The following is a 25,453-nucleotide window of genomic DNA, read 5'->3' on the forward strand; positions in this document are numbered from 1 at the left end:
AGTTAGATGGATTTCGATAAAGGAATGTAATTAGAAAGAAGGCAGGTTATGAAAGTGGATGAACAAAAAGAAGGGGCAATTTATGCCGCCCTTTCTTATATGATGTGGGGAGTTGTTCCGATTTACTGGAAGTTTCTTCAGGGAGTCGGTGCAACAGAGATTTTAGCGCAGAGGGTATTATGGTCTTTCGTCTTCATGCTGGTTTTATTGATGTTCATGAAAAAATGGCAATCCTTCGTGGATTATGTCAAAAACATATTGGGAAATCCCAAACTCTTTGCGGCATTACTTACGGCTTCGCTGCTTGTTACAGCCAATTGGGGAGTGTTCATCTGGGCCGTTAATTCAGGACGAATCCTTGACACGAGCCTAGGTTATTATATCAATCCGCTAGTCAGTGTATTATTGGGAGTGATTGTCTTAAAAGAAAAATTGAGCGGAGCCCAGATCTTGTCGTTCCTGCTTGCGGGGATCGGAGTCTTGATCCTTGGCATTCATTTCGGCACCATTCCTTGGGTCTCTCTCGTCTTGGCCATGACCTTTGGATTATATGGTTTGGCAAAAAAAATGATCAAGGCCGAATCAGCGATAGGGCTGACGCTCGAAACGATGATGGTAACGCCTCTTGCCCTGGGTTACCTCATATATTTGATGACGCAATCAGACATGCAATTCTTTACGGCGGGAAGCACAGGCTTGCTGTTGGTCGGCGGTGGGATTGTCACGGCTTTACCTCTTTTATATTTTGCGAAGGGGGCGGAGAAAATCCCGCTATCGATGCTTGGCATTTTTCAGTATATCGCTCCGACCTTATCCTTATTGATCGGTGTATTTGTTTATCATGAAAGCTTTACCAAAGCACATCTTTTAGCCTTTTTGTTCATATGGTCAGCCTTGGCCGTTTATACGCTATCCATTACGAAATGGGGGCAGGCAAGTGCCCGCAGGTTTAAAGGTAAAAGGAATATTGGTGCGTGAATAAGAAAAAATGCTTGGCGGATCTATCCGCCAAGCATTTTTTTTATGACGAAATTCAAAGAAAACGGGTTTACATTACGTAAACTGCCAGGGTCAAGAAAGGTAAAGCGTTTGACCTATTTCAGATACAATCAAATTGGAGAGGCTACTGGGACTGTGCACGGGGGTTACTCGGGGGATATTGGTTTGGAATGGACGATAGTAGGAACTATCCAAGCTAATAATATGCTGGGTCAGGAATGCTGATATGCTGGCATTCGGCTTTCTATTGCCATTTAATTCATCGATGATTCCCTGTGAATTGGTAATCCCAATCCCGTGGCCATAAAATTGGTTTTGTCCTAATAATATGGCATTTTCCCCTTGCCATTCAGGAGTGTCCTCATCGTGATCCGGGTTTTTGAAGTAAAGATTATCCCCCGGTAAATAATCTCTTCCTTTATGGACAAGCAGAGCCATATTCTTTGGAGGGTGCCAGTCATAAAGAAATAGGTCTTTAAAAAGATAGTCAAAATCCCTCGGACCGATTAAATCCAAAATCGCCTTTAAAAAAGTGACGACTATTGCTGTACCGCATTCGAAAGCGTATAGCCTTCCATTCAAGAAGATGTCTACAATTGCAACATGTGGAGGAACCCTTGGCAGAAGGGTGAAGGTGCCATTCTTTGAAAGGTGCCAATATTGTTTATTGGATAGCGATTCCTCAAGTGTTGAAAATTCTGCATGACTATTTTCTAACGAAATGGCCGCCTCTATGACTCGAAGCCTCAGTTGTATCTCGAATTCAAGCTCACCCAAGCTCGCATATTCATAAACGTTTGGATACCCCGCCAGCAAATGGAGAATTTCCAGCGATTTAGCGGATTGTATGACTGGTTGGATTTGACTGACATCTAATACTTTGTTATTAATCTTTATCATGATCATATCCACCTTTTGCTTATTAAGTTAAGGATTTATAAAACCAGTACACTGAATTGTCTACAGGTAATGCTCATTATATGAATACCTGCACGGAAATGACTATTTGAAACGTGCCATGCACCGTTACAAATGAATGATAATCGACTTGATCCATACATGTATAAGGATATCTACATTTTTTAAGATGCGTTGCTGGATTTCCCAAACTGCTAGGAAACCTTTCCAATTAGTGAGAAGAAGCAAATTAGTATTCCCTTTTCGGTCTGAATTGATATAATGAGAGAGAAAAGTTCATATGTGCGAGAAATGTAGGGGGGCCAGTATTGCTGGCTGAGATTGCGTCCTTTAGATGCTGACTCTTTGAACCTGATCTGGATGATGCCAGCGGAGGAAACATACATATTATTACTGTCTTTCTGTTTTTGTATGTTAACGTCCGAATTCATCTTCGGGCGTTTTTTGTTTTTTATTTGAATAGAACCTGGCGTCCGTTATAGTTCCGGCATATCGATCTTATATAATGTGTAGGAGGGTAAAGTCTTGAGAAAATTTTTGCCACTGTTAACTTCGTTGTTCCTTTTAGCTGGATGTGGTGCAGGCGGAACGAATGAAAAAGAAGAAGCATCTAAAAATGAAAACCATAAAGAATTAAAAAAAGTATCGGTCGTGCTGGATTGGACACCGAATACAAACCATACAGGATTGTATGTAGCAAAGGAAAAAGGATATTTTAAAGAACAAGGTCTGGATGTGGAAATTATCATGCCTGGTGAAGCTGGTGCTGATAAGCTCGTTGCTTCAGGGAAATCTGAATTTGGCGTGGGCTACCAGGAGGGAATCACGCAGGCTCGTGTGCAGGGCGTGCCAATTGTTTCGCTAGCTGCCGTCATCCAGCATAATACCTCAGGTTTCGCTTCCCCTGAGTCAAAAAACATTAAAACTCCCAAGGATTTTGAAGGGAAAACGTATGGTGGCTGGGGTTCTCCAGTTGAAAAGGCCATTCTTGATTCACTCATGAAAAAAGATAATGCGGATGTAAATAAAGTGGATATAGTGAACACAGGGGACACAGATTTTTTCACTTCAGTTAAAAGGGATATAGATTTCGCCTGGATTTATTATGGGTGGACAGGTATCGAGGCCGAGTTGAGAAATGAAAAGCTGAATATGGTTTACTTAACCGAATACTCTGATAAGCTTGATTACTATACGCCTGTTTTGACCACAAATGAAAAGCTGATTAAAGAAGATCCTGAAACCGTTAAAGCATTTGTTCATGCAGCTTCGAAAGGGTACCAGTTTGCGATTAAGAATCCCGATGATGCAGCAGACATGTTAATTAAGGCTGCACCGGATCTTGATGCTAAACTAGTGAAGAAAAGCCAAGAGTGGCTTGCAACCAAGTATCAGGATGATGCTCCGCGTTGGGGTGAACAAAAGCTTGAAATTTGGAAGAATTACAGTGATTGGATGGCTGAAAATAAGCTTCTCGAAGGTGATTTCGATCCTGAAAAGGCATTTACCAATGAATTTTTACCAAAATAGGAGGAAAAAAAATGGCCAATTCATTAATTAGTATACAAATTATCCCTAAAGGGGAAAATGTCATCCCTATGGTCGATGAAGCAATCAAGATCATTGATGAATCAGGTGTCAAATATGAGGTTCACCCGCTTGAAACAACAATGGAGGGTGAGCTTTCCGAAATTTTCGCCGTGATAGAAAAAATGAATGTAAGAATGATTGAAATAGGATCGCCGAATGTCATTTCCCAAGTGAAAATATTATATCAGCCGAGCGGAATTACCATGGATACGTTAACGGAGAAATATCGGGCATGATCGGAAGGATAATTTGGAAGAAGGGGGCTCCCTTCTTTCTTTTATTATTGTTGCTGATAGTATGGGAATCAGTGACAGTCTTATTAAAAGTTGAAGAATGGCTGCTTCCTGCTCCATCAGCCATTTTGACTGAAGGAATTGAATCGTTTCACAATCTTTCGGGACATCTGATATCAACTACTGAGCTTGCGTTAACCGGTTTTTTTATAGGAAGCTGCATCGGCTTATTAATTGCGGCAATCTTACACCTGTTTCCTAGTGTAAAAGAGGCGGTTTATCCCCTGCTCATACTATCACAAAATATTCCAATCATTGTTCTGGCACCGCTTTTAGTGATCTGGTTTGGTTTTGGAATGCTGCCAAAGCTAATTGTGATTTCTCTCGTGTGTTTTTTTCCAGTTGCCGTTGCTTCATTAGACGGGTTTCGCCAGACACCATATGAACTTAAGCATTATTTCAAGATGATGGGGGCGGGGAGAAACCAGTTATTTTGGAAGCTGGAGCTTCCTCATTCGATTCCGTTCATTTTCTCAGGATTGAAAATTTCGGCAACATATAGTGTAATGGGTGCGGTTATTTCGGAATGGCTTGGAGCTAAATCGGGGATCGGCGTTTATATGACGCTAGCTTCCTCTGCATTCAGGACAGATCGGGTGTTTGTTTCCATTTTCCTCATTATGGGAATGAGCCTTCTCTTTTTTGGAATCATTAACTTACTGGAGAAATACTTTGTTTCATGGAAGAGAAAGGAGGGTGAAAAGGATGAAGCTGGAAATTAAAGATGTCTCCTATTCTTTCGATGGTAAACAAAATATTTTAGAGAATATACATTTCCATGTAGGTGATGGGGAGTTTGTCACGATCCTTGGACCATCCGGTAGCGGTAAAAGTACATTGTTCCACTTGATCGGGGGCATTTTGAAGCCGAATCAGGGCATCATTTCGCTTGATAGTAAAAAAATAAATGGCTTAAAAGGCCATATAAGCTATATGCCCCAACAGCCTTCCCTTTTACCTTGGAGAACGGTATTGGAAAATGTCTTGCTTGGAAGTGAATTGGCTGGCATTAGAGACAAAGAGATGGCAAAAGCCCTTTTGGTGAAAGCGGGATTGGAAGAGTATGAGAAAGCATATCCGCATGAATTATCTGGAGGCATGAAGCAAAGAGCCGCATTTATTCGAAGTATCTTAAGTCCACAGGAATTGATGTGTCTGGATGAACCTTTTTCTGCATTGGATGAACTGACAAGATTGCAAATGCAAAAATGGCTGATGTCTGTTTGGGAAGAAAATCGGAGATCGGTGCTTTTTGTTACTCATAGCATTGATGAAGCGGTTTTCCTTTCCGATAGAATATATGTGTTATCAGCAAAACCCGCTACTGTCATAAAAGAGGTTGTTGTTCCATTTCCAAGGCCAAGAAGGGAAGAACAGCTCCTTAGTGATGAATTTTTTAATTTGAAGAGAGAACTATATGCAGCACTAAAGCCGACTGTTACTACGTAAGGAAGGAGAAAATGAAACATGAAAATCATCGATAGCCATATCCATTTGGATAGGTATGATGAATGGAAGCAGAAGCAGATCCTTATGGATATGGAAAAGGTTCATTTGGAATCTTTGCTAACTGTTTCCATGAATTTGACTTCTTCCATAAACAATTATCATCTTTCACTCAAAGATTCACGAATTAAGCCGGCCTTTGGTTTTCATCCCGAGCAGCCACTCCCAAGTAAAGAAGAAATGGAAGATTTACTGAGTTGGATGCGGAAACATCACCACGATATGTTTGCTGTAGGTGAGGTTGGGCTGCCCTATTACTTAAGGCAGGAAAATCCCAATATGGATACGTCAGAGTATATAGAATTACTGGAGAGGTTCTTGGTGTTAGCTAAAGAAATCGAAAAACCGGTTATTCTTCATGCCGTCCATAATGATGCATCTATTGTTTGTGATCTGTTGGAAAAACATCAAATCACAAAGGCACATTTTCATTGGTTTAAAGGTGATATCCACACAATCGAAAGAATGGCCAAAAACGGTTACCTCATTTCAGTCACACCTGATGTATGTTATGAAAGAGAAATACAGGAGTTGGTTTCTGTATACCCACTTAAGCAAATGATGATTGAAACGGATGGCCCATGGCCGTTTGAAGGGGTTTTCAAAGGGAAATGGACACATCCGGGCATGATGCATGACAGTGTGCGTCAAATTGCTTCAATTAAAGGCTTAGCCATTGAAATTGTGTATGAAATCCTTTATCAAAATACAAAAGATTTTTATAGTTTATAAAAAGGTACCAGATAGTAGATCTGGTACCTTTTTAGTATTTTTTATAGAAAGGTTCTTTTTACCTTTTCCCAAAAGGAATTGTCCTTAAGCTTAACGGTTTTGATGACTTTACCGCTTAATCGGACCTGGATCTTCTCGACATGACTGATGCTCAAGGCTTCATTGTCCATTCCGATGATTGGATAGCTTGGCCCATTTTGCTCCAGGTGGACGTTCAACGTCTTATCTCCGCTTAGTATGAAAGAAGAGCCTAGCGTCCGATATGTATTGTTATTGATTGAAGCGAGCTCGCTCACTTGAAAGCATGGGAGAAGGGGGTCCACAACGGCCCCATTGACCGATTTATTATAGGCGGTGCTTCCGGTCGGAGTAGCAATGATAATTCCGTCCCCGCGAAAAGTTTCAAAGTGAAGTTGGTCAATGAAAATATCCATGATGAACGTCTTGGTGATGGAAGTCCGGATACTGAGTTCGTTGAGCGCAAAAAAGGATGGTTGACCGTCCAATTGTATATCGATGGTAGGATATTTACGAACCTCGATTTGCTCTCTTGTCATGGCATCGATCATTTTGTCCGTGTCTTCCAAGTGGAAATCGCAATACATATTCAAGTTTCCTGTGGTGGAAATGCCAGCATATAAACAGTCATCCCTGAATCCGGTTTTTCGGACAGCCTGTAAGAATGTCCCGTCATCACCAATACTTACGATAATGTTGGCTTCTGTGAAATTTTGGACGATTTCATATGAATGTTGCTTTGCCAACTCGGCTAGACGTTTCACCTTGTTTTGCATTTCTGAATTTGAAGCATGGAAAAAATAAATGTTTCTTCGACTCTTCATCATGATCCCCCCTAGTATGAATAGTGGTGAAAAGGCTTTCTTTTATTTCCATAAGAGAAAGCCGACAGTACAAAGAATAGCTGCATTGCGAACAATATTATATGACTTAGTCTATCATGGAATGAAGGACTATTGTTAACCGTTTGGGGACGCGTTGTCGAAAGGAAAAACCGACATTGAAAAGGCTTGGAGAACAGGCGAATCTAAAGGACTTACTCATAAACAGATCAGTAACGAGATTGTGAAAGCGATAGGGACAGTATGTTCTGTATTGTTAGAGAAACAATATTTTAAAGGTGTTACCATGACCGGCGGCGATACAGCCAAGCAAATATGCAATCTATGGGATGTAAAAGGATTCGAATTGCTAGATGAACTGGAAATAGGAGTCCCTATCTCCAAGTTCTTGGGTAATGACGCTATTTATGTCGTTACGAAAGCAGGCGGCTTTGGTACAGAGGACGTATTTATACATGCGATGAGAAAGTTGAAAGGGGAGAATTCTTGATGAGACCCATTATTGGAATTACCATGGGAGATGCCGCGGGAATCGGACCAGAAATTATCGTAAAGGCATTGGGACATGAAGAGGTGTATGAACAGTGCAGGCCGCTTATTATCGGAGATGCAAAAATAATAGAAAAGGTAAAGCCTATCGTAGGCTATGCGGGGATTGTACATTCCATAAAGGACCCTTCTGAGGCGAAGTATGAGTTCGGTTCGATAGATGTTCTGGATTTGGACATCCTTCCTATGGACCTTCCGTTTGGAGAGGTTTCCGCTCTAGCGGGAGACGGCGCATTTCAATACTTGGCAAAGGCCATCGACTTGGCGAAGGAAAAGAAAATCGATTCGATCTGTACCGCCCCTTTGAATAAAGAAGCGCTCCACAAAGGAGGACATATGTATCCGGGGCATACTGAGATTCTTGCTGACCTTACGGATACAGAAGACTTTTCGATGATGTTAACTACCCCCAACTTAAAGGTCATTCATTTGACGACACATATGGGACTGATTGAAGCAATCGAAAGCATTAATCCTGAGCGGACGTACAAAGTGATCAAGCTTGCACATGAAACACTGACAAAAGCGGGTTTCAAAAATCCTAGCATCGCTGTATGCGGGATAAACCCTCATGCAGGGGAAAACGGTTTATTCGGAAATGGTGAAGAAGAAGAGAAACTAATGCCCGGAATAGAAAGGGCACAGAATGAGGGAGTCAATGTAACAGGACATGCTCCAATCAAGGTTATGGGAATTGAGGCTGGGGTCAATATTACCGTAGGGCTGAAAGGCGGAATTATCAGAACTTCCGTAGATCATGGCACAGCCTTTGATATCGCTGGGAAGAACATCGCTGATGAAAAAAGCATGCTTGCGGCCATTCAGTCAGCCATTGAATTAGCTCCAAAGAAATAAATGTAGAAGCTGCCGGGATGAATTCCGGCAGCTTTTTCTATTTATGCCATGGAAGAGCAAAACATGCCTATATGATTGAAAACAATCCGGAACATCGTTTGACATCTCTGAATTTGAAGTATGGAAAAAATAAATATTTCTTCTGTACATCATAATCCCTCTAAGTATGAATAATGATGAAAGGGCCTTCTTTTTTCTTTATAAGGGAAAGTCGATATGACAAAGTTAACTACACATTTCCAATTAGGGTATTATTTGCTACAATTTTAGATGTCTTGGTTTATCATGGAATGAAACATTTTTGTTATTAGTTCGTATGGTAAGAAGGATACATATATTTAAGGGGGAAAACAGATGAATGGAAAGCGTTGGGCAGCACTTGGAATCGCAGCCGTTTTATTTTTTGTCTCTATTGCTGTAGGGACGGCTACGACTCTATTTACAGCCGATACGGAAAATATTATTGATGATTTATTTGCTTCCGAAAGTGCATTTTACGAGGAAGTCATAGAAGGTGAAGATTTCTCTAATATTATTGCCGTATTTGATGTGGAGGGCACGATTCAAGATACTGGAGAAGCATCATTACTTAGTTCAGCAACATATAATCATCGTGCCTTCATGGATAAGCTGAAGATGGCAGAAGAAAATGATGATATTAAAGGAATCATCCTACGGGTGAATTCTCCTGGCGGCGGTGTCGTCGAAAGTGCAGAGATCTATGACAAAATCCTAGATATAAAAAAAGTGAAAAAACCTGTCTATGTTTCCATGGGGTCAATGGCGGCTTCAGGTGGATATTATATTTCTGCACCGGCCGATAAGATATACGCTAGCCCAGAAACGATGACAGGTTCACTTGGCGTCATCATGCATGGGTATAATTACGAGAAGTTAGCTGAGAAGTATGGTGTTGAGTTCGAAACGATCAAAAGCGGGCCACACAAAGATATTATGAGTCCGACCCGGGAAATGACTGGAGAAGAACGTAAAATACTGCAAGATATGATTGATAATTCTTATGATCAATTTGTAAAAGTCATTGCAGATGGACGCGGTATGACGGAGAAGGAAGTAAGGAAAATTGCCGATGGCCGTATTTATGATGGGCGTCAGGCGAAAGAAAACCATCTAATCGATGATTTCGGCCATTTGGATGATGTCATTGCCGCGATGAAAACGGATATCGGTAATAAAGATGCTCAAGTTATCCGTTATACAGATGAGGCAGGTTTCGGTTCGTTATTCAGTATGGGAGCGCAAAAAATGTTGGGAAATGATGTGGAAACGGCGGTCTTGACAAAAATCCTTTCCTCCTCAAATTCTCCACGCTTAATGTATTTGTATGCGGAATAGGGGGGCTGAAGGATGACGGAACGAAATGAAAACAATGAACAAATCGCTTCATCCAATCTAATGGCTGATCATGAGGTTCCCGTTCAGCAGGAATTTCCACATGCCGAGAAGACCGTGGATGATGGGGAAGTCAAGGGCGTTTATTTTGCTGGTTTTTGGATGAGATTTTGGGCTTATTTAGCGGATCTGTTGATTATCGGTAGTTTGAATCGTATATTGATTCATCCTATCTTTAAGTTTTATGAAGGAACAGATGACCTTTGGTTTTCCGCAGAGGGCTTTTTAACAGGAATCGTATTCTTCTTATACTTTGTTTTGATGACCAAGTTCTTGAACCAAACCCTTGGCAAAATGATTTTTGGACTGAAAGTCGTTGCATTGAAGGAAGAAACAAAAACCATTTCATGGGGTACGGTATTGTTCAGGGAGCTGATTGGCCGCTATATCTCAAAAATCACATGGATTGGCTATCTTTTGGCAGGCCTATTACCGAAGAAACAGGCTTTGCATGATGTCTTCGCAGACACAAGTGTGGTTTTGATCCGTAGATGATTTCTTTCATTTATAAATCTGTAAGAGCGTGATTTTTGCTCTTGCAGGTTTATTTTTTTTTGCATATGCCGATAATAATAGGCTGAAAGGATGTGGATGCATGAAGTGGCTTTTGTTGATTATGGGTATCCTCATTTTGGTGCTGCTTCTACTTATTTTCACTAAAGTAAGAGTGTACATTGATCTCAAACGTGTCCAAAAAAATGACCTAATACATATTAAATTATCAGCTTGGTATGGACTTTTTCACTATACTTTCAAAGTGCCGGTCATTAAAAAGGATGATGATTCGGCAGCGATAGTAGTAAAGCAAGAACAAGGAATGAAGGAAGAAGAAAAAAAAGAAGAAATGAAAAAAATCACTCCCGAAGATTTACGTAATGAATTCGCTGACATGAAGGAAATCCTTCATCATATCATCGGTTTTCATCGGATTGTCCGTCATTTCACAGGGAAAGTGCAAGTTAAAAAATTCGCTTGGCACAGTATGGTTGGTACTAAAAACGCCGCACACACCGGCATGTTAACTGGAGTATGTTGGGCACTTAAAGGTTCCATCATCGGTTTGTTAACTACCTATTTCAACTTCAGGATCATGCCCTCTTATTCCATAACTCCCGACTTTCATCGATGGCAGGCCAATACGACGATTTCATGCATATTACAATTTAGAATCGGGCAAGCTATGGTGACTGGAATAAAACTGCTTCGTTATTGGAAGGGCGGAAAGGCAAACTTCAAGTCCAGGAAATTAGCGAGGCTATCAGGTGATTCCAATAAACAATCGTTCTAGAGTGGAGGAATTTAGATGTCAGATCATCCGATCCAAGGATTAATGAAAGAAGCGATGGAAAATCTGAAAGAAATGGTCGATGTGAACACGATCATCGGAGATCCGGTGGAAACTCCGGATGGAAGCGTCATTTTAACCGTATCCAAAGTCGGGTTTGGTTTTGCAGCCGGTGGAAGCGAATTTGTGATCGATGGAAACCATCAAGGACAGCAAGGTGAGTCTAAGCAGCCATTTGGCGGCGGTAGCGGTGGTGGGGTCTCCATAACACCAATTGCCTTTTTGATTGTCGGTTCCCATGGCGTGAAAATGATCCATCTTGATGAAGGAACACACCTTCTCGAAAGAATGATGGATTTAGCTCCTCAGGTTGTAGATAAGATTCAATCCATGCTAGCCAAGAAAGACAAAAATCAAAATCAAGCTGGCAGTCAAGCAGCCACAATGAGATACCAAGAACCTAAACAGGATTTAGATTTCTAACTGCGACTCGGCATCCGCCGAGTTTTCTTTTTGCTGAAATATCCAAACTATTGAAAGAGACATGAACACAAACATTTTTCCCAATTCAATTAATTGCAAAATTCCGGTAAAACAAATATGATTATCCTTGTACATATAGCAGAAAAGGGAGGAATTTTTTAATGGCTTCAGTAACATTTAAAAACAACCCGATCACTTTAGTGGGACAAGAACTAAAAGTTGGGAACAAAGCACCTGATTTTACAGTATTGGCAAATGACTTATCGCCGGTTACATTAAGCGACTCTAAAGGTTCTGTCCGCATTATAAGCGTGGTTCCATCCGTGGATACAGGTGTTTGTGATGCACAGACACGTAAATTCAATGAAGAAGCGGCAAAATTGGATAATGTGAAAGTCCTGACGATCAGTAACGATCTTCCTTTCGCGCAAAAACGCTGGTGTGCTGCTAGCGGCTTGGACAATGTTCAAGTTCTTTCAGATCACCGTGACCTTTCTTTCGGTGAAGCTTATGGTGTAGTCATGCAGGAACTTCGCCTATTGGCGCGCTCTGTATTCGTAGTGAACAGCTCCGATGAAATCACATATGTAGAATACGTGAGTGAAGGCACTAACCATCCAAATTACGAAGGTGCAATCGAAGCGGCAAAAGCGGCAAAATAAGAGGCGAATTCTAAGAAACCGGGCGCAATCTGCCCGGTTTTTTGTTTTAGACGTTGTAAACGGATGTTGTTGATTTTCTTGATTAATCTTCAATGGAGCTTTAGTTATATTAATCTTTGAGTGTCGAACAATACAGTTCGTTTCTAATATACCGTTTTTTATTCATTAATATGCTGAAGTTAGTTATGGCTCTAAACTCGGACCATTTAGTGGTAATACAATCTTGCCAGACCACTCTTGACCATTAGGTGTACCAACTCTTATATCAATTTCATTAGGCCACGACGGCATTTGTCTTGGATATGGTCCTGGATGAGACCCCGCTTGTTGCCCTGCTCGATATCCATCTCGATACCCTTGTCGATACCCTTGCCGATATCCTTGGCGAAACCCTTGTTGGAACCCTTGTTGTTGTCTGTTAAGTTCATCATCTGACTGTATACCATGCTGCTGATTTATCGGATTAACCGGCCCATGATAGTATTGATTTTCATTATCCATATAATCACCACCTCATGTATGGTATTCTGTTTGGGAATTCAGTGAGCCTTTCCAAGTAATAAAAAATAAAGGGCAACAGCCCTGTATTTTGAGCCAAGTTCAACTGACCGTCGAGCTTCAAATGTAGTGCTAACTGACAAAGGTCAAAGTTTATTTATAGAAATCTTTCCTCAACAAGTTGAAGTAAAATCCGAAAATTCGTCTTATAGATAATGAGGGAAAAATACAGGTAACAGATCTTCTCAAAATGCTTGGTTTTGGTGCTAGTCAGATTAATAATTGCAAATTATTAAAAGAGTTTGGGACCATCTAAGATTGCGAACTGCTTAATCATAAATTAAATTTCAAAAGTAAAAGAAATTTAGAATCTTTATTAGTATCATCCAAAGTACACCCCCAACCACCTATTTATCCGCACTAGTAAATGAACAAATTTACCTTTTATTTAATCGTGGTTGAAAATTTTGAAAAAAGAGCTTATATGCGGACTTTCAAATTGGAAAACAGTACGTTAAACAAACGAAGAATCATCAGCAGGACGTACGGCTTGTATCTCTTACTTCTTACCTTTAAAATAAGGGCAGAAGCAAACAGGAGGAATTAATAAGTGAAGTCTACCCCAGTTGAACAATTATTTTATGAATTTGATGAAACAGCCCAAATATTACAAAGTGAACTCTCTTGCACATATCTGGATGCCCTAGGTGAAACGGGAGAGAATTTCTTCCAAGGGAAAGTCCTGCAGGAGGAAATTAGTGAAGTATCGAAGAAAAGGTTAATGAAACATTATGCAGACTTTTCACTCGAGAAATATGAGAAGGAAGCAATCCGTAAAGCCTATCAGCTTGCCATATTAAAAGGCATGCAGCAGAGCGTACAACCGAATCACCAAATGACCCCTGATGCAGTCGGCATGTTCGTCAGCTATTTAGTCGGTAAATTCGCCAAGGATCAAAAAGAGTTAGTCATGCTCGATCCTGCGGTAGGAACGGGGAATTTGCTATTTGCAATCTTGAATCAACTTCCTGATAAAAATATCGCTTCATATGGTGTCGAAATTGATGAAACCTTGATCAAGCTTGCATATGCAGGGGCGAACCTACAAGAACACCCGCTGCAATTCTTCAATCAGGACAGTCTGGAGCCGCTTTTCATCGATCCTTCGGATGTTGTGGTCAGTGATTTGCCGATTGGTTATTACCCGAATGATGTACGTGCAGCAGATTATGAATTGAAGGCCGAAAAAGGACATTCGTATGCACACCATTTGTTTATTGAGCAAAGTGTTAAACATGTGAAGGATGGCGGACATCTTTTCTTCATCGTCCCTAATAACTTGTTCGTCTCAGAAGAAGCGCAGAAACTCAATGATTTCCTGAAAAAACATACACATATCCAAGGGATGGTGCAACTGCCGCTTTCCATGTTTAAAAGTGAAGCGGCTGCGAAAAGTATCCTGATCCTTCAAAAGAAGAAAGAGGGGATCGAAGCACCGAAAAAGGCACTGCTCGTTCAACTTCCAAAGCTCTCGGATTTCGATGCAACAAGGTCTGTCATGCAACAGATGGACGATTGGTTTAAAGAGGAAAAATAGTAAATGAAAGCTGATGCCATTCGCATTGGCTTTCATTTTTTTTGTAAGAGTGATTATTTTTCATTTGGTTGTCATTCTTTACCATGATAAGATTGTACAATACACTGCGCGTTATTCGTTGAGATGATCATAGTTTGTTTGACTAGCTTTGAGTAAAGGAGCAGGATGGATGTCAAAAATCATGGCTATTAATGCAGGCAGCTCTTCATTGAAGTTTCAGCTTTTTGAGATGCCAAGTGAACAAGTGATTACAAAAGGTCTTGTAGAAAGAATCGGCTGGAAAAATTCCACATTTACTTTGAGTGTCAAAGGCGAAAAAGTTTCTAAAACGTCCCATATACCCAATCATGAAGTGGCTGTTGGACTTTTGTTGAAAAAGCTGATTGACCACCGCATCATTGACTCCTTTGAAGATTTGGACGGCGTAGGGCATCGTGTGGTGCATGGTGGTGAGGTGTTCAGTGACTCGGTCATGATCACGGAGGACGTGATAGAGCAAATCGATAAACTTTCAGAGTTGGCACCCCTTCATAATCCCGCGAATAGCACGGGAATCAAAGCCTTCAGGCAAATACTTGGTGATGTTCCGGCAGTTGCTGTTTTCGACACTGCCTTTCATCAAACGATGGCTGCAGGTTCATATTTGTATAGCTTACCTTTTGAATATTATGAAAAATACGGAATAAGGAAGTATGGCTTCCATGGTACTTCACATAAATATGTGTCACAGCGGGGGGCAAAAATGATCGGCCGGCCGATTGAGCAGCTTCGTTTGATATCTTGCCATTTAGGAAATGGTGCAAGCATTACGGCAATAAAGGGTGGTAAGTCAGTTGATACATCAATGGGATTTACACCGTTGGCCGGTGTTACAATGGGTACGCGTTCAGGCAACATCGATCCGGCGCTGATTCCTTATATCATGGAAAAAACGGGGAAAACAGCTGATGAAGTGCTGGATGTCTTGAATAAGGAAAGCGGCATGCTAGCCCTTTCCGGATTTTCCAGCGACCTGCGCGATATCCAAGTGGAAGCGGATAAAGGCAATGAACGGGCTGTACTTGCACTTGAGGTTTTTGCAGATCGGATTCACAAGTATATAGGTTCCTATTCAGCTAAAATGGGGGGAGTGGATGGCATCATTTTTACAGCCGGCATCGGTGAAAACAGTCAAACCATTAGAGGTCGTATCTTGGAGGGACTGGAATTCATGGGCGTTTATTGGGATAAGGATCTTAATCGCACCACTGGTAAGGAAGCGTTCATCAATGCACCTTATTCCCCAGTGAAAGTGATGGTCATCCCTACTAATGAAGAAATCATGATTGCCAGGGATACCATGGAGGTAGCTTTAAGAGGGAAATGAGAAAACATGCCTTCCTGATTTTTCTTAGAAAAATCTCCTTACATGATTTATGACTTCGGTAAGGGGATCTTTACTAGGATTGAATTATATTATTGTATAAAGTTGATGCAGATGATTGACCTTCAAGCCCCCTTCATATGGCTTTTTTTTTTGGATATCATACCAAGTGAGCTATGGCCTTGAAACACAGGAACAGCATCATCTATTCTTGAAAAGTCCTCCTCTATGGTATACTTAAGGGAGAATCCACCAATTCTGTACATAGGAGGCTTGATGCATGGAATTCACGAATCGGGAAATCAAAATTTGGAATGAAATTAGTGAATGGCAAGAAAATCTTTATCAATATGAGCCAACGGATCTGGCAGCATTGTATGATAAATGGTTAGAGCAGGGTTTTGCGCTGCTTCCAGAAAACGTCCAACAACAGTTTTTTGATAAGCTTGATACATGGCTTTTTCATTTGCATGCCATGGTCCAAAGCTCACAAGTTCAAATAGATGCAAGAGAGCGGATTTTAGCATCTGCGCGGGTGTTTAATGAAGATATCGAAATGCTTAGTGACTTGAATCTCTTATCGATCGACCAGTTGAATTACATAGCGAACCAGCATATAGCTAAGCATCGTTTATATTCATTTGCACAAGGAGGGATAAGCGGATCAGGAGGCCTTCTCCTGTTAGGGAGTGATATTCCGGCCATGACGGTCATCAATGTCCGGACGGTACAGCTGATTGCGATGTCATATGGTATTGAGGTGAATACGCCTTTTGAAATGATGTTGGCTCTTAAGGTTTTCAATGCAGGTGCGATGCCAAAGAGACTCCAAGGAATAGCTTGGGAAGAATTGATCCGGGAAGTCCAGACCGCTGAAGATGACTATTTTTATCTGGGAATTGATGAACTGACAAATCCTTCCTGGATGGAACAGCCACTGAAGCAACTGTTGAAGGCCATATCCATTACTGTTTTTCGAAAAAAACTGGTTCAGGGCATTCCATTCATTAGCATGGCCATCGGGGCTGGGGCCAATTATCAAATGACCCGGAATGTCAGTGAATTTGCCCAGAAGTTCTATCAATATCGGTATTTACAGTTGAAGAAGGTTAATGAAGAATGAGTGTCAAGAATCATAAACAAGCCATCACGGAGGCAATTCGCTGCATGGTGATAACCGTTAGCGATACTCGTGATGAAGAAACGGATAAAAGCGGTGCGCTGATGATGGAATTATTGAAGTCGAATGGGCATGAAGTGACGGAATATGAAATTGTGAAAGATGAAAGAGAAGCGATTCAAGAAGCGGTTAAAGCAGGCTGCAATAGCAACAAGGTCGATGTCATATTGACTAATGGAGGGACTGGCATCGCCAAAAGGGATGTAACGATCGAGGCGGTTAAAGAATTGATGACAAAGGAAATTCCCGGTTTTGGCGAGGTTTTCCGTATGCTCAGCTATCAAGAGGACATCGGTTCGGCAGCCATTCTATCCAGGGCCATCGCCGGAGTCGTGAAGGACAAGGCGGTTTTTTCCACCCCAGGCTCATCAGGTGCGGTTCGGCTTGCGATGAATAAATTGATTCTCCCGGAGTTGGGACATGTCATTGGTGAACTTCGAAAGGATTTATAAGGGGGATGCAAAAAAAAAGCCACAGTTTAAAACTGTGGCTTTTTTTTGCATGGAATAGGCCTTAATTATGCATCTTTTCACTCACGCCTTGATTGGCCCGATACCAAAGCCACAAGTCATTGATGATGGAAGCAAGTTCCGCAATTTCGGAATTGAACTGACATGATTTTGCGAAATTACTCTCATCGGAGAGCTGAAGCTGCTTTCGGTTTATCATGGATTCCAGTTCCTTGATGCGGTCTGGGATGCCCCCCCGGATATTCTCCCAGTGCACAAGTATTTGCTGTTGCTCGCCTTTTGTATATTCATCCCACTCCAGGCGCAGATCAGGAATGGGGATGCCAAGCCGTTCATCATAGGTAAATTGCTCTTTCATATTCCCTCCGCTTTTCGATTTTTCATACTCATAGTTTACTATATTTTAGTGGCTGTATACAATATATGAAATTCCCCGACAAATTAACATATTATTTAGCTAAATCTTTAAAATACCCCTTGTATTCCTTTTATAAAAATGATAAAGTACTAATCATAGAATGAATAAAAATAACAACAGATGAATTTTTATTCACATGAAAGGGACGATGAAAATGGCAAATCAAAAAGTGGTTTTAGCATATTCCGGAGGTTTGGATACTTCCGTTGCAATTAAATGGTTACAAGATCAAGGGTACGAAGTTGTGGCATGCTGCTTGGATGTCGGAGAAGGAAAAGATTTAGATTTCATTAAAGAAAAAGCGATAACAGTTGGTGCGGTTAGTTCATATGTGATTGATGCGAAAGATGAATTCGCTGATGAATTCGCATTGACGGCTCTTCAGGCACATACTTTGTATGAAGGAAAATATCCATTGGTATCAGCTTTATCACGTCCGCTGATCGCTAAAAAATTAGTGGAAGTGGCTGAAGCGGAAAATGCGGTAGCTGTTGCACACGGTTGTACGGGAAAAGGAAATGACCAAGTGCGTTTCGAAGTATCCATTTCAGCTTTGAATCCTAATTTAGAGGTTCTTGCACCTGTTCGTGACTGGAAATGGTCTCGTGAAGAGGAGATTGAATATGCAGCGGAAAATGGAATTCCTGTTCCAATCGGCTTGGCGAGCCCATTCTCTATTGACCAAAACCTTTGGGGAAGAAGCAACGAATGTGGAATCCTGGAAGATCCGTGGGCAGCTCCACCAGAAGATGCTTATGATTTGACTGCAAGTCTTGAAAACACGCCGGATACGGCTGACATCATTGAAATTGGATTTGAACAAGGTGTACCGGTTACATTGAATGACAAAAACTATAAATTGGCTGATCTGATTGTTGAATTGAATGAGATTGCAGGTAAGCACGGAGTTGGACGTATCGACCACGTGGAAAATAGATTAGTAGGAATCAAATCTCGTGAAGTCTATGAAGCTCCTGGGGCGATGACATTGATCGCTGCACATAAAGAACTTGAAGATATCACGCTTGTAAAAGAACTGGCTCACTTCAAACCAGTGATCGAGAAGAAAATGACTGAATTGATTTATGAAGGTCTTTGGTTCTCTCCGCTTCAAAAAGCATTGGCCGCTTTCTTGAAAGAAACGCAAGTGAATGTAACGGGTACAGTTCGTGTGAAACTATTCAAAGGTCATGCGATCGTGGAAGGAAGAAAGTCCGAGTACTCCCTATATGATGAAAAATTGGCCACTTATACAAAAGCTGACGAATTCGATCATGATGCAGCAGTTGGATTCATTAAGTTATGGGGACTTCCAACGAAAGTGAACAGCATGGTCAATAACAAGAAGGTGACAGTGTGAGTAGCAAGCTTTGGGGAGGAAGGTTCACGAAGTCTGCAGAAGAATGGGTAGACGAGTTTGGAGCCTCCATATCCTTTGACCAGGAACTTGTCCTTGAAGATATTCAAGGGAGTTTAGCTCATGTAACCATGTTAAAGCAATGCAGCATTTTACCTGAAGAAGATGCGGATCAGATTATTGCAGGTCTGAAAAGTTTACAGGAAAAAGCTGAAAAGGGTGAGTTGACTTTTAAGGTTGAGATGGAGGATATCCATCTTAACCTGGAAAGCATGCTTATAGACGAAATTGGACCAGTAGGCGGAAAGCTTCATACAGGAAGAAGCCGTAATGACCAAGTTGCAACAGATCTTCATCTATATATGCGGAACCAAACGAAAGTGATTCAAGAACTCATCAATGACTTGCAAGAAGCGATTTTGGGACAAGCGAAGAAAAATGTGGAAACACTAATTCCAGGTTATACACATTTACAGCGGGCACAACCAATCTCTTTTGCCCATCATTTAATGGCTTATTTTTGGATGCTTGAGCGTGATAAGCAACGCTTCACCGAGAGCTTCAAAAGAATTAATATTTCTCCACTGGGTGCTGGGGCATTAGCTGGGACGACTTTCCCGATTGACCGTGCTCTTAGTGCCGAACTATTAGGTTTTGATGGTATTTACGAAAATAGCCTTGATGCGGTAAGTGATCGTGACTTTGCCATTGAATTCATGAGCAACAGTGCAACCATGATGATGCATTTATCCCGTTTCAGCGAAGAAATCATACTTTGGTCAAGTCAGGAATTCCAATTCGTTGAATTGGATGATGCATTTTCAACGGGAAGCAGTATCATGCCGCAGAAGAAAAACCCCGATATGGCGGAATTGATTCGTGGGAAAACTGGAAGGGTTTATGGTAATTTAACAGGGTTATTGACTGTGTTAAAAGGACTGCCGCTTGCTTATAACAAAGATATGCAAGAAGATAAAGAAGGCGTTTTTGATACAGTTAAGACCATTGTTGGTTCGCTTAAGATATTTGCCGGCATGATTACAACAATGAAAGTGAAAACGGACGTCATGGAAAAAGCAACAAAAAATGATTTCTCGAATGCGACGGAATTAGCTGATTATCTAGCTTCAAAGGGAATGCCATTCCGTAAGGCACACGAAGTTGTTGGGAAACTTGTATTGTACTGTGTTCAGAATGGTTGCTATTTGGTAGATCTGAGCATCGAACAATTCCAGGAAGCTTCCGAGTTGTTTGCCGATGATATCTACGATGCATTAAATCCTTACGAAGCCGTTAAGCGCCGTAATAGTGCTGGCGGTACAGGTTTTGCACAAGTTCAGCTGGCGATTGAAAAGGCGGAAAAACTGGTAAGTAAATAATCATAAAAAAGCTCGTTCACCAATTTGGCGAACGAGTTTTTTTGATTATTTTTTATCCAATTTCGTACGCACGATGATTACATCACAGTTTGAATGGCGAACGATGCCTTCCGACACGCTGCCGATCAGGAAACGTTCGACTGCATTAAGGCCTGTTGCACCACATACAATTAGATCGATTGAATGTTTTTTCGCTAAATCTCTTGGGATTTGAACTTTGGGAGAACCATATGCCACTTCCGTTTGGACGTTTGCAATCCCAGATGCAATGGCGTCCGTTCTATACTTTTCCAATAGCTCGTTGGCAAAGGTATCAGAACGCTCACTGAGTGTCATATCATACGCTTCAATAGTAGGGAAATTCCTGGTGTCAACGATGTGTGCAAGCACAAGGGTCGCATCACTGAGTTTTGCCAAATAGATTGCCTTTTTTAAGGCCCATTCCGCCTCTTCTGAACCGTCCACTGCTACTAGAATATTTTTATAATCTATACTATTCATCGTGTATCTCCTCCTTCTATTCCATGCCTATTATACTACAATTTACCATATGGCTCTTATTTCAATTATAACAAATTAGCAAATGTTTTATCCTATGGATAGAAATATTGATTGAAATATTGTTTCATGATAGCGAACTTGTTATGACGAGGTCCACCGTTTCTTTCATTTAACTAGAGGGACCTTTTTTTTTGAGTGCTTCAAAATTATTAATGTAAGGAGTGTATCACCCACATTATTCCAGTTGTATTTTTCCTATTGTTTCAATGGATTTCCTTGAATGATACCGATTTACATAATAAAAGGATAACCCCGTCTCAAGTGAGGACGGGGTTATCCGAGTTCATTATCATTTTATGATTTGCAGGCTCTTCGGATATTTGGTCAAAACTTCACAGCCGGTATCGGTGATTAATAGATCATCTTCAATCCTGACACCTGCAACATTTGGAACATATATACCAGGTTCGATTGTATAAACCATTCCCGATTGAAGTTCAAGGGAATTCGTTTCGGTCAAGGAAGGGTATTCATGGACACTGATCCCAAGTCCGTGGCCGAGCCTATGAGGGAAGAATTCACCGTATCCTTTATTCCTTATGATGTTTCTGGCGGTCAAATCAATCTCGGAGCAGGAAACACCAGGTTTACTGGCCATAACGGCCGCTTCTTGTGCCCTAAGTACAGTTTCATATATATCTGCCTGTTTATCATTGATGTCTCCGTAAGCAACGGTTCTAGTGATGTCAGAGCAGTACCCTTCATGAACGACGCCTAAGTCAAAGAGGACTAGGTCGCCACGCTGTACTTTCGTATTTCCTGGTGTACCATGAGGGGAGGCGCCATTTTTGCCAGTCAGGACCATCGTAGAGAATGACATTTGGCTGACTCCGGCCTTTTTCAATTCAAATTCAATCGCTGCAAGGATTTCCATTTCCGTTTTACCTTCACGGATTTCGCTGACACCAACTTCAATTGCAAAATCGGCAAGTCTGCATGCTTCACGAATTTTGACCATTTCATCTTCCGACTTGATCATTCGCATCTCTTGGAGTTTTTCTTCTGCTGAAACGAGTTTTGGCTCTTCGAAGTGATGTTGCACTTGTTCATAGCGTTCTACGTTCATATGCTCTTTTTCAATGGCCATTTTATTAATCGTTAACCCGCGTTTCACGACTGCTTGCTTAACTTTTTCCCATGGATTTTCAATATCGGTGTAACCGATGATATCGCCGTTCCATCCAGCCTGTTTAGCATCTGGAACTTCCATTTGCGGGCAGACCAGGAATGGGTCGGCATTTGCAAAAACGGCCAGTGCAAGCAATCTTTCATGAGGGTCACTAAAAAATCCGCTTAAATAGAAAATGCTCTCCGTGGATGTAAGTAATGCGGCTTCCGCCTCATTGGCCTGAAGCCAATTTTGTAGTTCTGTCAAACGTTCATTCATGACGATACCTCCAGTAATAAGATATAATTACCTTAGCAATATTTAAAAGCATAGTAAATGGGAAAGTTCTAAGTTAGATTAATGATACTAAAAATTAGTGGGTATGCGAAAGGAGCATAAGAAATGAAAGTATCTTTTCATGGACATGCAATTGTAAAAGTCGAAACGAGTGGTAAAACGATTTTATTCGATCCGTTCATTACTGGAAACGAACTAACCGATTTGAAGGTGGAAGACGTAAAACCGGATGTGATCATCTTAACACACGGTCATAATGACCACGTCGGTGACACGGTTGAATTGGCTAAGAAACATGATGCACTTGTCATTGGCGTCGCAGAGATAGCTGACTACCTTGGTTCTCAAGGGGTTCGAACACACGGGATGAGCATCGGCGGAGCTTTCGAGTTCGAATTTGGAAAAGTGAAACTGACGCCTGCTTTCCATGGAACGGGATTCAGTACTGAGGATGGACAAATCATTTATTTAGGGATGCCTGCCGGCGTGTTACTTACAATAGAAGGGAAAACCATCTATCATGCAGGGGATACAGCGGTATTTTCCGATATGAAACTGATCGGGGAGCGACATCCGATTGATCTTGCATTTTTGCCAATCGGCGACAATTACACCATGGGGCCGGAAGACGCGGCACTTGCAGCGAAATTCCTTCAAGCTAAACAAGTTGTGCCGATTCATTACAATACTTTTCCTGTCATCAAACAGGATCCTAACCAATTCATTGACCTGCTTGAACAGGGAAATGGACTAATCATGGAAGCCGGAGATGAAATAGACTTATAAAAGCGGGAGCCTATGGGGCTCCCGTCAGACTGTAGACGAAACTCGATGATTATGGAGTTTGTCTACATTTTTTTTAGGTTTGTAAAATTTGACCGTTGATTTCCCGTCCAGGCACTCGCTTTCCGCGGGCAGTCCGACCTCGGCGCTTTTGCGCCTGCGGGGTCTCCCTTAGACGCGTATCTCCCGCAGGAGTCTCTCACACCCGTTCCAATCCACTCTGCATTAAAACGAAGATAGAACCTGTTGTTTTTCCAATTCAACTGCTTCCTGTTCTTCTTGCAATCTACAATCTACCTGTACAGTGAGTTTTTCGATTCTCCCCAAAAGTGTCATCCATATTTTTGAGATTCATTGGGATATATTTTGAACTTCTTTATTATCTGTTTGTTTAGAATCATTTTCCTCTGCCACTTTATCACCTGCTGCAGAACGCCAGCTATAGTTAGGGCGCTCAAAGCAACTATTATTGAAAGGATAAGTCTATTCAAAACTTTCCCTACTTAAGTATATCGAGTAAATATAACCCTCTTGAATGAAAGAGAATCAATACAAAGTGGATGTATCGGCAAGTAAATCTCATTCATTCAGTTCAGTCTTTTTTCCTTTCACAGGCATAAAATGAATAAATGGATAAAGGGGGGATTTGGATGAAACAGAGGTTATTACTATGTTTGCTTTTATGTGGTGTGATGCTGTATTATGCGGTGCCGCGCTTGTCGTTGGAAAGCGGCGGTTTGGAGAGCTTGTTTGCAGGTTCCTGGTTATTGTTTGCGTTGTTGGCGGTAGCTGGAAACCTGACGGGGATTCTATATTCTCCAAAAAAACACAAGGTAAAAAGACCGCTTGAACACAAAAGGTTGCGTCAACATTAGTAGTTGTTTGATAAACTGGGCTCTTTGACCTTATAATGGGGAATAGGAATACCGTGAAAAGGGTGAAGCGCTTGGCTACAAAGCATGAACAAATATTAAAACATATCGATGGGCTCCCTGTTGGCGAAAAGATTTCCGTCCGTCAAATTGCGAAAGCATTGAATGTTAGTGAAGGTACGGCGTACCGGGCAATTAAAGAAGCGGAGAACCAGGGCTACGTGAGCTCCATTGAGCGGGTAGGCACGATTCGCATTGAGAAAAAGAAAAAAGAGAATATTGAAAAGCTAACGTTTGCTGAGGTAGTTAATATTGTGGACGGACAAGTTCTGGGTGGGAAAACCGGACTGCATAAGACATTAAATAAATTCGTCATCGGGGCGATGAAGCTGGATGCCATGATGAGATATACAGGTGCAGGAAATCTGCTGATCGTCGGGAACCGTACTCAGGCCCATGAGAACGCGTTAAAAGCAGGTGCAGCGGTGTTGATCACCGGGGGGTTCGATACGGAAGAGCCTGTTAAAAGGTTAGCCGATGAATTGGAGATGCCAGTCATTTCAACAAGTTACGATACCTTTACCGTCGCAACGATGATCAATCGGGCGATCTATGATCAATTGATTAAAAAGGAAATCTTGCTGGTGGAGGATATTTTGACACCTGTTCAGGAAACGACCTTTTTAACAATCGGTGACCGGGTTCAGACTTGGCATGAACTCAATCAGGAATCAGGGCATAGCCGTTTCCCTGTTGTCGATGACAATATGAAGGTTCAAGGAATGGTCACATCAAAAGATATCATTGGTCAGGAAGAGTTGACGCTCATTGAAAAGGTCATGACGAAAAATCCAATGACTGTAGGCGATAAAACGAGTGTTGCATCATCTGCCCATATGATGGTTTGGGAAGGCATCGAGTTGATCCCTGTCGTTAATGACAGCCATATCCTAAAGGGGATCGTGAGCAGGCAGGATGTACTGAAGGCACTTCAAATGAGTCAAAGGCAGCCTCAGGTAGGCGAAACGATCGATGATACGATCACAAGCCAGCTTGTGATGACATCGAATCGTGGGAAGGGCGAGGAAGTGTATAACTATGGTGTCACTCCGCAAATGACCAATTATCTTGGAACCATTTCCAGCGGTGTGTTCACGACATTGGTTACCGATTCAGCGAACCGGGCACTTCGAAGCTATAAGCGCGGTGACTTGGTCGTGGAAAATATGATGATTTATTTCATCAAGCCAGTCCAGATCGATAGTACACTCGAAATCCATCCTCGTGTCCTTGATGTAGGGCGTAAATTCGGAAAAGTGGATGTCGAGGTATATAACCAAGGCAAGCTTGTCGGCAAGGCGATGTTAACTTGCCAATTGCTTGACAGATCATGAAAAATGAATAAATCAAAAAGGATAATCGAAA

At 41.5% G+C, this 25,453-nt stretch carries 28 protein-coding genes and 1 riboswitch; of the genes, 22 read left to right on the forward strand and 6 right to left on the reverse strand.

Annotation, left to right across the window (positions count from 1 at the left end; genetic code table 11):
* The first annotated feature begins 48 nt into the window (after positions 1-48).
* On the forward strand, positions 49-978 hold the full coding sequence (gene rarD / locus LQ203_RS00530; protein WP_230154635.1) for an EamA family transporter RarD: 930 nt from the start codon (positions 49-51) through the stop codon (positions 976-978).
* Between the two features lie 93 nt (positions 979-1,071).
* Here rarD and LQ203_RS00535 read toward each other — a convergent pair whose 3' ends face one another.
* On the reverse strand, positions 1,072-1,899 hold the full coding sequence (locus LQ203_RS00535) for a protein-glutamine gamma-glutamyltransferase (RefSeq protein WP_230154637.1): 828 nt from the start codon (positions 1,897-1,899) through the stop codon (positions 1,072-1,074).
* A gap of 303 nt (positions 1,900-2,202) precedes the next feature.
* A riboswitch (TPP riboswitch) is annotated at positions 2,203-2,312 on the forward strand.
* A gap of 130 nt (positions 2,313-2,442) precedes the next feature.
* Between LQ203_RS00535 and LQ203_RS00540 the strand changes: the two genes are divergently transcribed.
* The 5 genes from LQ203_RS00540 to LQ203_RS00560 are packed head-to-tail and all read left to right on the forward strand — an operon-like array spanning position 2,443 to position 6,038.
* Entirely contained in the window at positions 2,443-3,447 is a 1,005-nt protein-coding gene (locus tag LQ203_RS00540) for an ABC transporter substrate-binding protein (protein ID WP_230154639.1), read from the forward strand.
* A gap of 11 nt (positions 3,448-3,458) precedes the next feature.
* Positions 3,459-3,743: a thiamine-binding protein gene (locus LQ203_RS00545; protein ID WP_230154641.1), complete on the forward strand. Its 285-nt coding sequence runs from the start codon at positions 3,459-3,461 to the stop codon at positions 3,741-3,743.
* Complete coding sequence (locus LQ203_RS00550) at positions 3,740-4,522, forward strand: ABC transporter permease (RefSeq protein ID WP_230154643.1); 783 nt, start codon at positions 3,740-3,742, stop codon at positions 4,520-4,522. The genes LQ203_RS00545 and LQ203_RS00550 overlap by 4 nt, the downstream gene beginning before the upstream one ends.
* Positions 4,506-5,249, forward strand: coding sequence for an ABC transporter ATP-binding protein (locus LQ203_RS00555; RefSeq protein ID WP_230154645.1), 744 nt, complete (start codon positions 4,506-4,508; stop codon positions 5,247-5,249). The genes LQ203_RS00550 and LQ203_RS00555 overlap by 17 nt, the downstream gene beginning before the upstream one ends.
* Before the next feature lie 18 nt (positions 5,250-5,267).
* On the forward strand, positions 5,268-6,038 hold the full coding sequence (locus tag LQ203_RS00560) for a TatD family hydrolase (RefSeq protein WP_230154647.1): 771 nt from the start codon (positions 5,268-5,270) through the stop codon (positions 6,036-6,038).
* A 41-nt stretch (positions 6,039-6,079) separates the two neighbouring features.
* On the opposite strand, the gene LQ203_RS00565 is transcribed toward LQ203_RS00560, so the two are convergent.
* Positions 6,080-6,880: an NAD kinase gene (locus LQ203_RS00565; RefSeq protein WP_230154649.1), complete on the reverse strand. Its 801-nt coding sequence runs from the start codon at positions 6,878-6,880 to the stop codon at positions 6,080-6,082.
* Positions 6,881-7,034: 154 nt separating this feature from the next.
* On the opposite strand from LQ203_RS00565, the gene LQ203_RS00570 reads away from it, so the two are divergent.
* The 7 genes from LQ203_RS00570 (at position 7,035) to tpx (ending at position 12,145) form a co-directional block, all read left to right on the forward strand.
* A complete protein-coding gene (locus LQ203_RS00570) occupies positions 7,035-7,388 on the forward strand; it encodes a nucleotide-binding domain containing protein (RefSeq protein WP_230154651.1) in 354 nt (117 codons plus the stop codon).
* A complete protein-coding gene (locus LQ203_RS00575) occupies positions 7,388-8,302 on the forward strand; it encodes a 4-hydroxythreonine-4-phosphate dehydrogenase PdxA (RefSeq protein ID WP_230154653.1) in 915 nt (304 codons plus the stop codon). Before LQ203_RS00570 ends, LQ203_RS00575 begins: the two co-directional genes overlap by 1 nt.
* A 354-nt stretch (positions 8,303-8,656) precedes the next feature.
* Positions 8,657-9,658, forward strand: a complete 1,002-nt coding sequence (gene sppA, locus LQ203_RS00580; RefSeq protein ID WP_230154655.1) for a signal peptide peptidase SppA — start codon at positions 8,657-8,659, stop codon at positions 9,656-9,658.
* 12 nt (positions 9,659-9,670) lie between these two features.
* Positions 9,671-10,210: an RDD family protein gene (locus LQ203_RS00585; RefSeq protein ID WP_230154657.1), complete on the forward strand. Its 540-nt coding sequence runs from the start codon at positions 9,671-9,673 to the stop codon at positions 10,208-10,210.
* A gap of 100 nt (positions 10,211-10,310) precedes the next feature.
* Positions 10,311-11,003, forward strand: a complete 693-nt coding sequence (locus tag LQ203_RS00590) for a DUF2953 domain-containing protein (RefSeq protein WP_230154659.1) — start codon at positions 10,311-10,313, stop codon at positions 11,001-11,003.
* A 15-nt stretch (positions 11,004-11,018) separates the two neighbouring features.
* On the forward strand, positions 11,019-11,483 hold the full coding sequence (ytfJ, locus tag LQ203_RS00595) for a GerW family sporulation protein (RefSeq protein WP_230154661.1): 465 nt from the start codon (positions 11,019-11,021) through the stop codon (positions 11,481-11,483).
* Positions 11,484-11,644: 161 nt separating this feature from the next.
* Positions 11,645-12,145, forward strand: coding sequence for a thiol peroxidase (gene tpx / locus LQ203_RS00600; RefSeq protein ID WP_230154663.1), 501 nt, complete (start codon positions 11,645-11,647; stop codon positions 12,143-12,145).
* A gap of 183 nt (positions 12,146-12,328) precedes the next feature.
* Here the strand turns inward: tpx and LQ203_RS00605 are convergent, their stop codons facing one another.
* Entirely contained in the window at positions 12,329-12,646 is a 318-nt protein-coding gene (locus LQ203_RS00605) for a hypothetical protein (RefSeq protein WP_230154665.1), read from the reverse strand.
* 607 nt (positions 12,647-13,253) lie between these two features.
* On the opposite strand from LQ203_RS00605, the gene LQ203_RS00610 reads away from it, so the two are divergent.
* The 4 genes from LQ203_RS00610 (at position 13,254) to LQ203_RS00625 (ending at position 17,235) form a co-directional block, all read left to right on the forward strand.
* Positions 13,254-14,240, forward strand: a complete 987-nt coding sequence (locus LQ203_RS00610) for a class I SAM-dependent methyltransferase (protein WP_230154667.1) — start codon at positions 13,254-13,256, stop codon at positions 14,238-14,240.
* Between the two features lie 169 nt (positions 14,241-14,409).
* Positions 14,410-15,606: an acetate kinase gene (locus LQ203_RS00615; RefSeq protein WP_230154669.1), complete on the forward strand. Its 1,197-nt coding sequence runs from the start codon at positions 14,410-14,412 to the stop codon at positions 15,604-15,606.
* A 277-nt stretch (positions 15,607-15,883) separates the two neighbouring features.
* Positions 15,884-16,726, forward strand: a complete 843-nt coding sequence (locus LQ203_RS00620; RefSeq protein ID WP_230154671.1) for an EcsC family protein — start codon at positions 15,884-15,886, stop codon at positions 16,724-16,726.
* A complete protein-coding gene (locus LQ203_RS00625) occupies positions 16,723-17,235 on the forward strand; it encodes a MogA/MoaB family molybdenum cofactor biosynthesis protein (RefSeq protein WP_230154673.1) in 513 nt (170 codons plus the stop codon). The genes LQ203_RS00620 and LQ203_RS00625 overlap by 4 nt, the downstream gene beginning before the upstream one ends.
* 61 nt (positions 17,236-17,296) lie before the next feature.
* Here LQ203_RS00625 and LQ203_RS00630 read toward each other — a convergent pair whose 3' ends face one another.
* Entirely contained in the window at positions 17,297-17,611 is a 315-nt protein-coding gene (locus LQ203_RS00630) for a hypothetical protein (RefSeq protein WP_230154675.1), read from the reverse strand.
* Positions 17,612-17,825: 214 nt separating this feature from the next.
* Between LQ203_RS00630 and LQ203_RS00635 the strand changes: the two genes are divergently transcribed.
* Positions 17,826-19,031 carry an argininosuccinate synthase gene (locus LQ203_RS00635; RefSeq protein WP_230154677.1) on the forward strand — a complete coding sequence of 402 codons (1,206 nt, stop codon included), beginning with the start codon at positions 17,826-17,828 and terminating at the stop codon, positions 19,029-19,031.
* Positions 19,028-20,407 (forward strand): argininosuccinate lyase, encoded by a 1,380-nt coding sequence (gene argH / locus LQ203_RS00640; protein ID WP_230154679.1) that lies wholly within the window; start codon positions 19,028-19,030, stop codon positions 20,405-20,407. The genes LQ203_RS00635 and argH overlap by 4 nt, the downstream gene beginning before the upstream one ends.
* A 45-nt stretch (positions 20,408-20,452) precedes the next feature.
* Here the strand turns inward: argH and LQ203_RS00645 are convergent, their stop codons facing one another.
* Both LQ203_RS00645 and LQ203_RS00650 read right to left on the reverse strand, forming a co-directional pair.
* Positions 20,453-20,908: a universal stress protein gene (locus tag LQ203_RS00645; protein ID WP_230154681.1), complete on the reverse strand. Its 456-nt coding sequence runs from the start codon at positions 20,906-20,908 to the stop codon at positions 20,453-20,455.
* A 349-nt stretch (positions 20,909-21,257) separates the two neighbouring features.
* Positions 21,258-22,355, reverse strand: coding sequence for a Xaa-Pro peptidase family protein (locus tag LQ203_RS00650; RefSeq protein WP_230154683.1), 1,098 nt, complete (start codon positions 22,353-22,355; stop codon positions 21,258-21,260).
* 123 nt (positions 22,356-22,478) lie between these two features.
* On the opposite strand from LQ203_RS00650, the gene LQ203_RS00655 reads away from it, so the two are divergent.
* From LQ203_RS00655 to LQ203_RS00665, 3 genes are all read left to right on the forward strand, one after another.
* On the forward strand, positions 22,479-23,159 hold the full coding sequence (locus LQ203_RS00655; protein WP_230154685.1) for a metal-dependent hydrolase: 681 nt from the start codon (positions 22,479-22,481) through the stop codon (positions 23,157-23,159).
* 647 nt (positions 23,160-23,806) lie between these two features.
* Entirely contained in the window at positions 23,807-24,031 is a 225-nt protein-coding gene (locus tag LQ203_RS00660) for a hypothetical protein (RefSeq protein WP_230154687.1), read from the forward strand.
* A gap of 71 nt (positions 24,032-24,102) precedes the next feature.
* Positions 24,103-25,422 carry a DRTGG domain-containing protein gene (locus tag LQ203_RS00665; protein ID WP_230154695.1) on the forward strand — a complete coding sequence of 440 codons (1,320 nt, stop codon included), beginning with the start codon at positions 24,103-24,105 and terminating at the stop codon, positions 25,420-25,422.
* Positions 25,423-25,453 lie beyond the last annotated feature (31 nt).

Origin of the sequence: Peribacillus sp. Bi96 (assembly GCF_918698115.1) — a bacterium.
Lineage (GTDB): Bacteria > Bacillota > Bacilli > Bacillales > DSM-1321 > Peribacillus.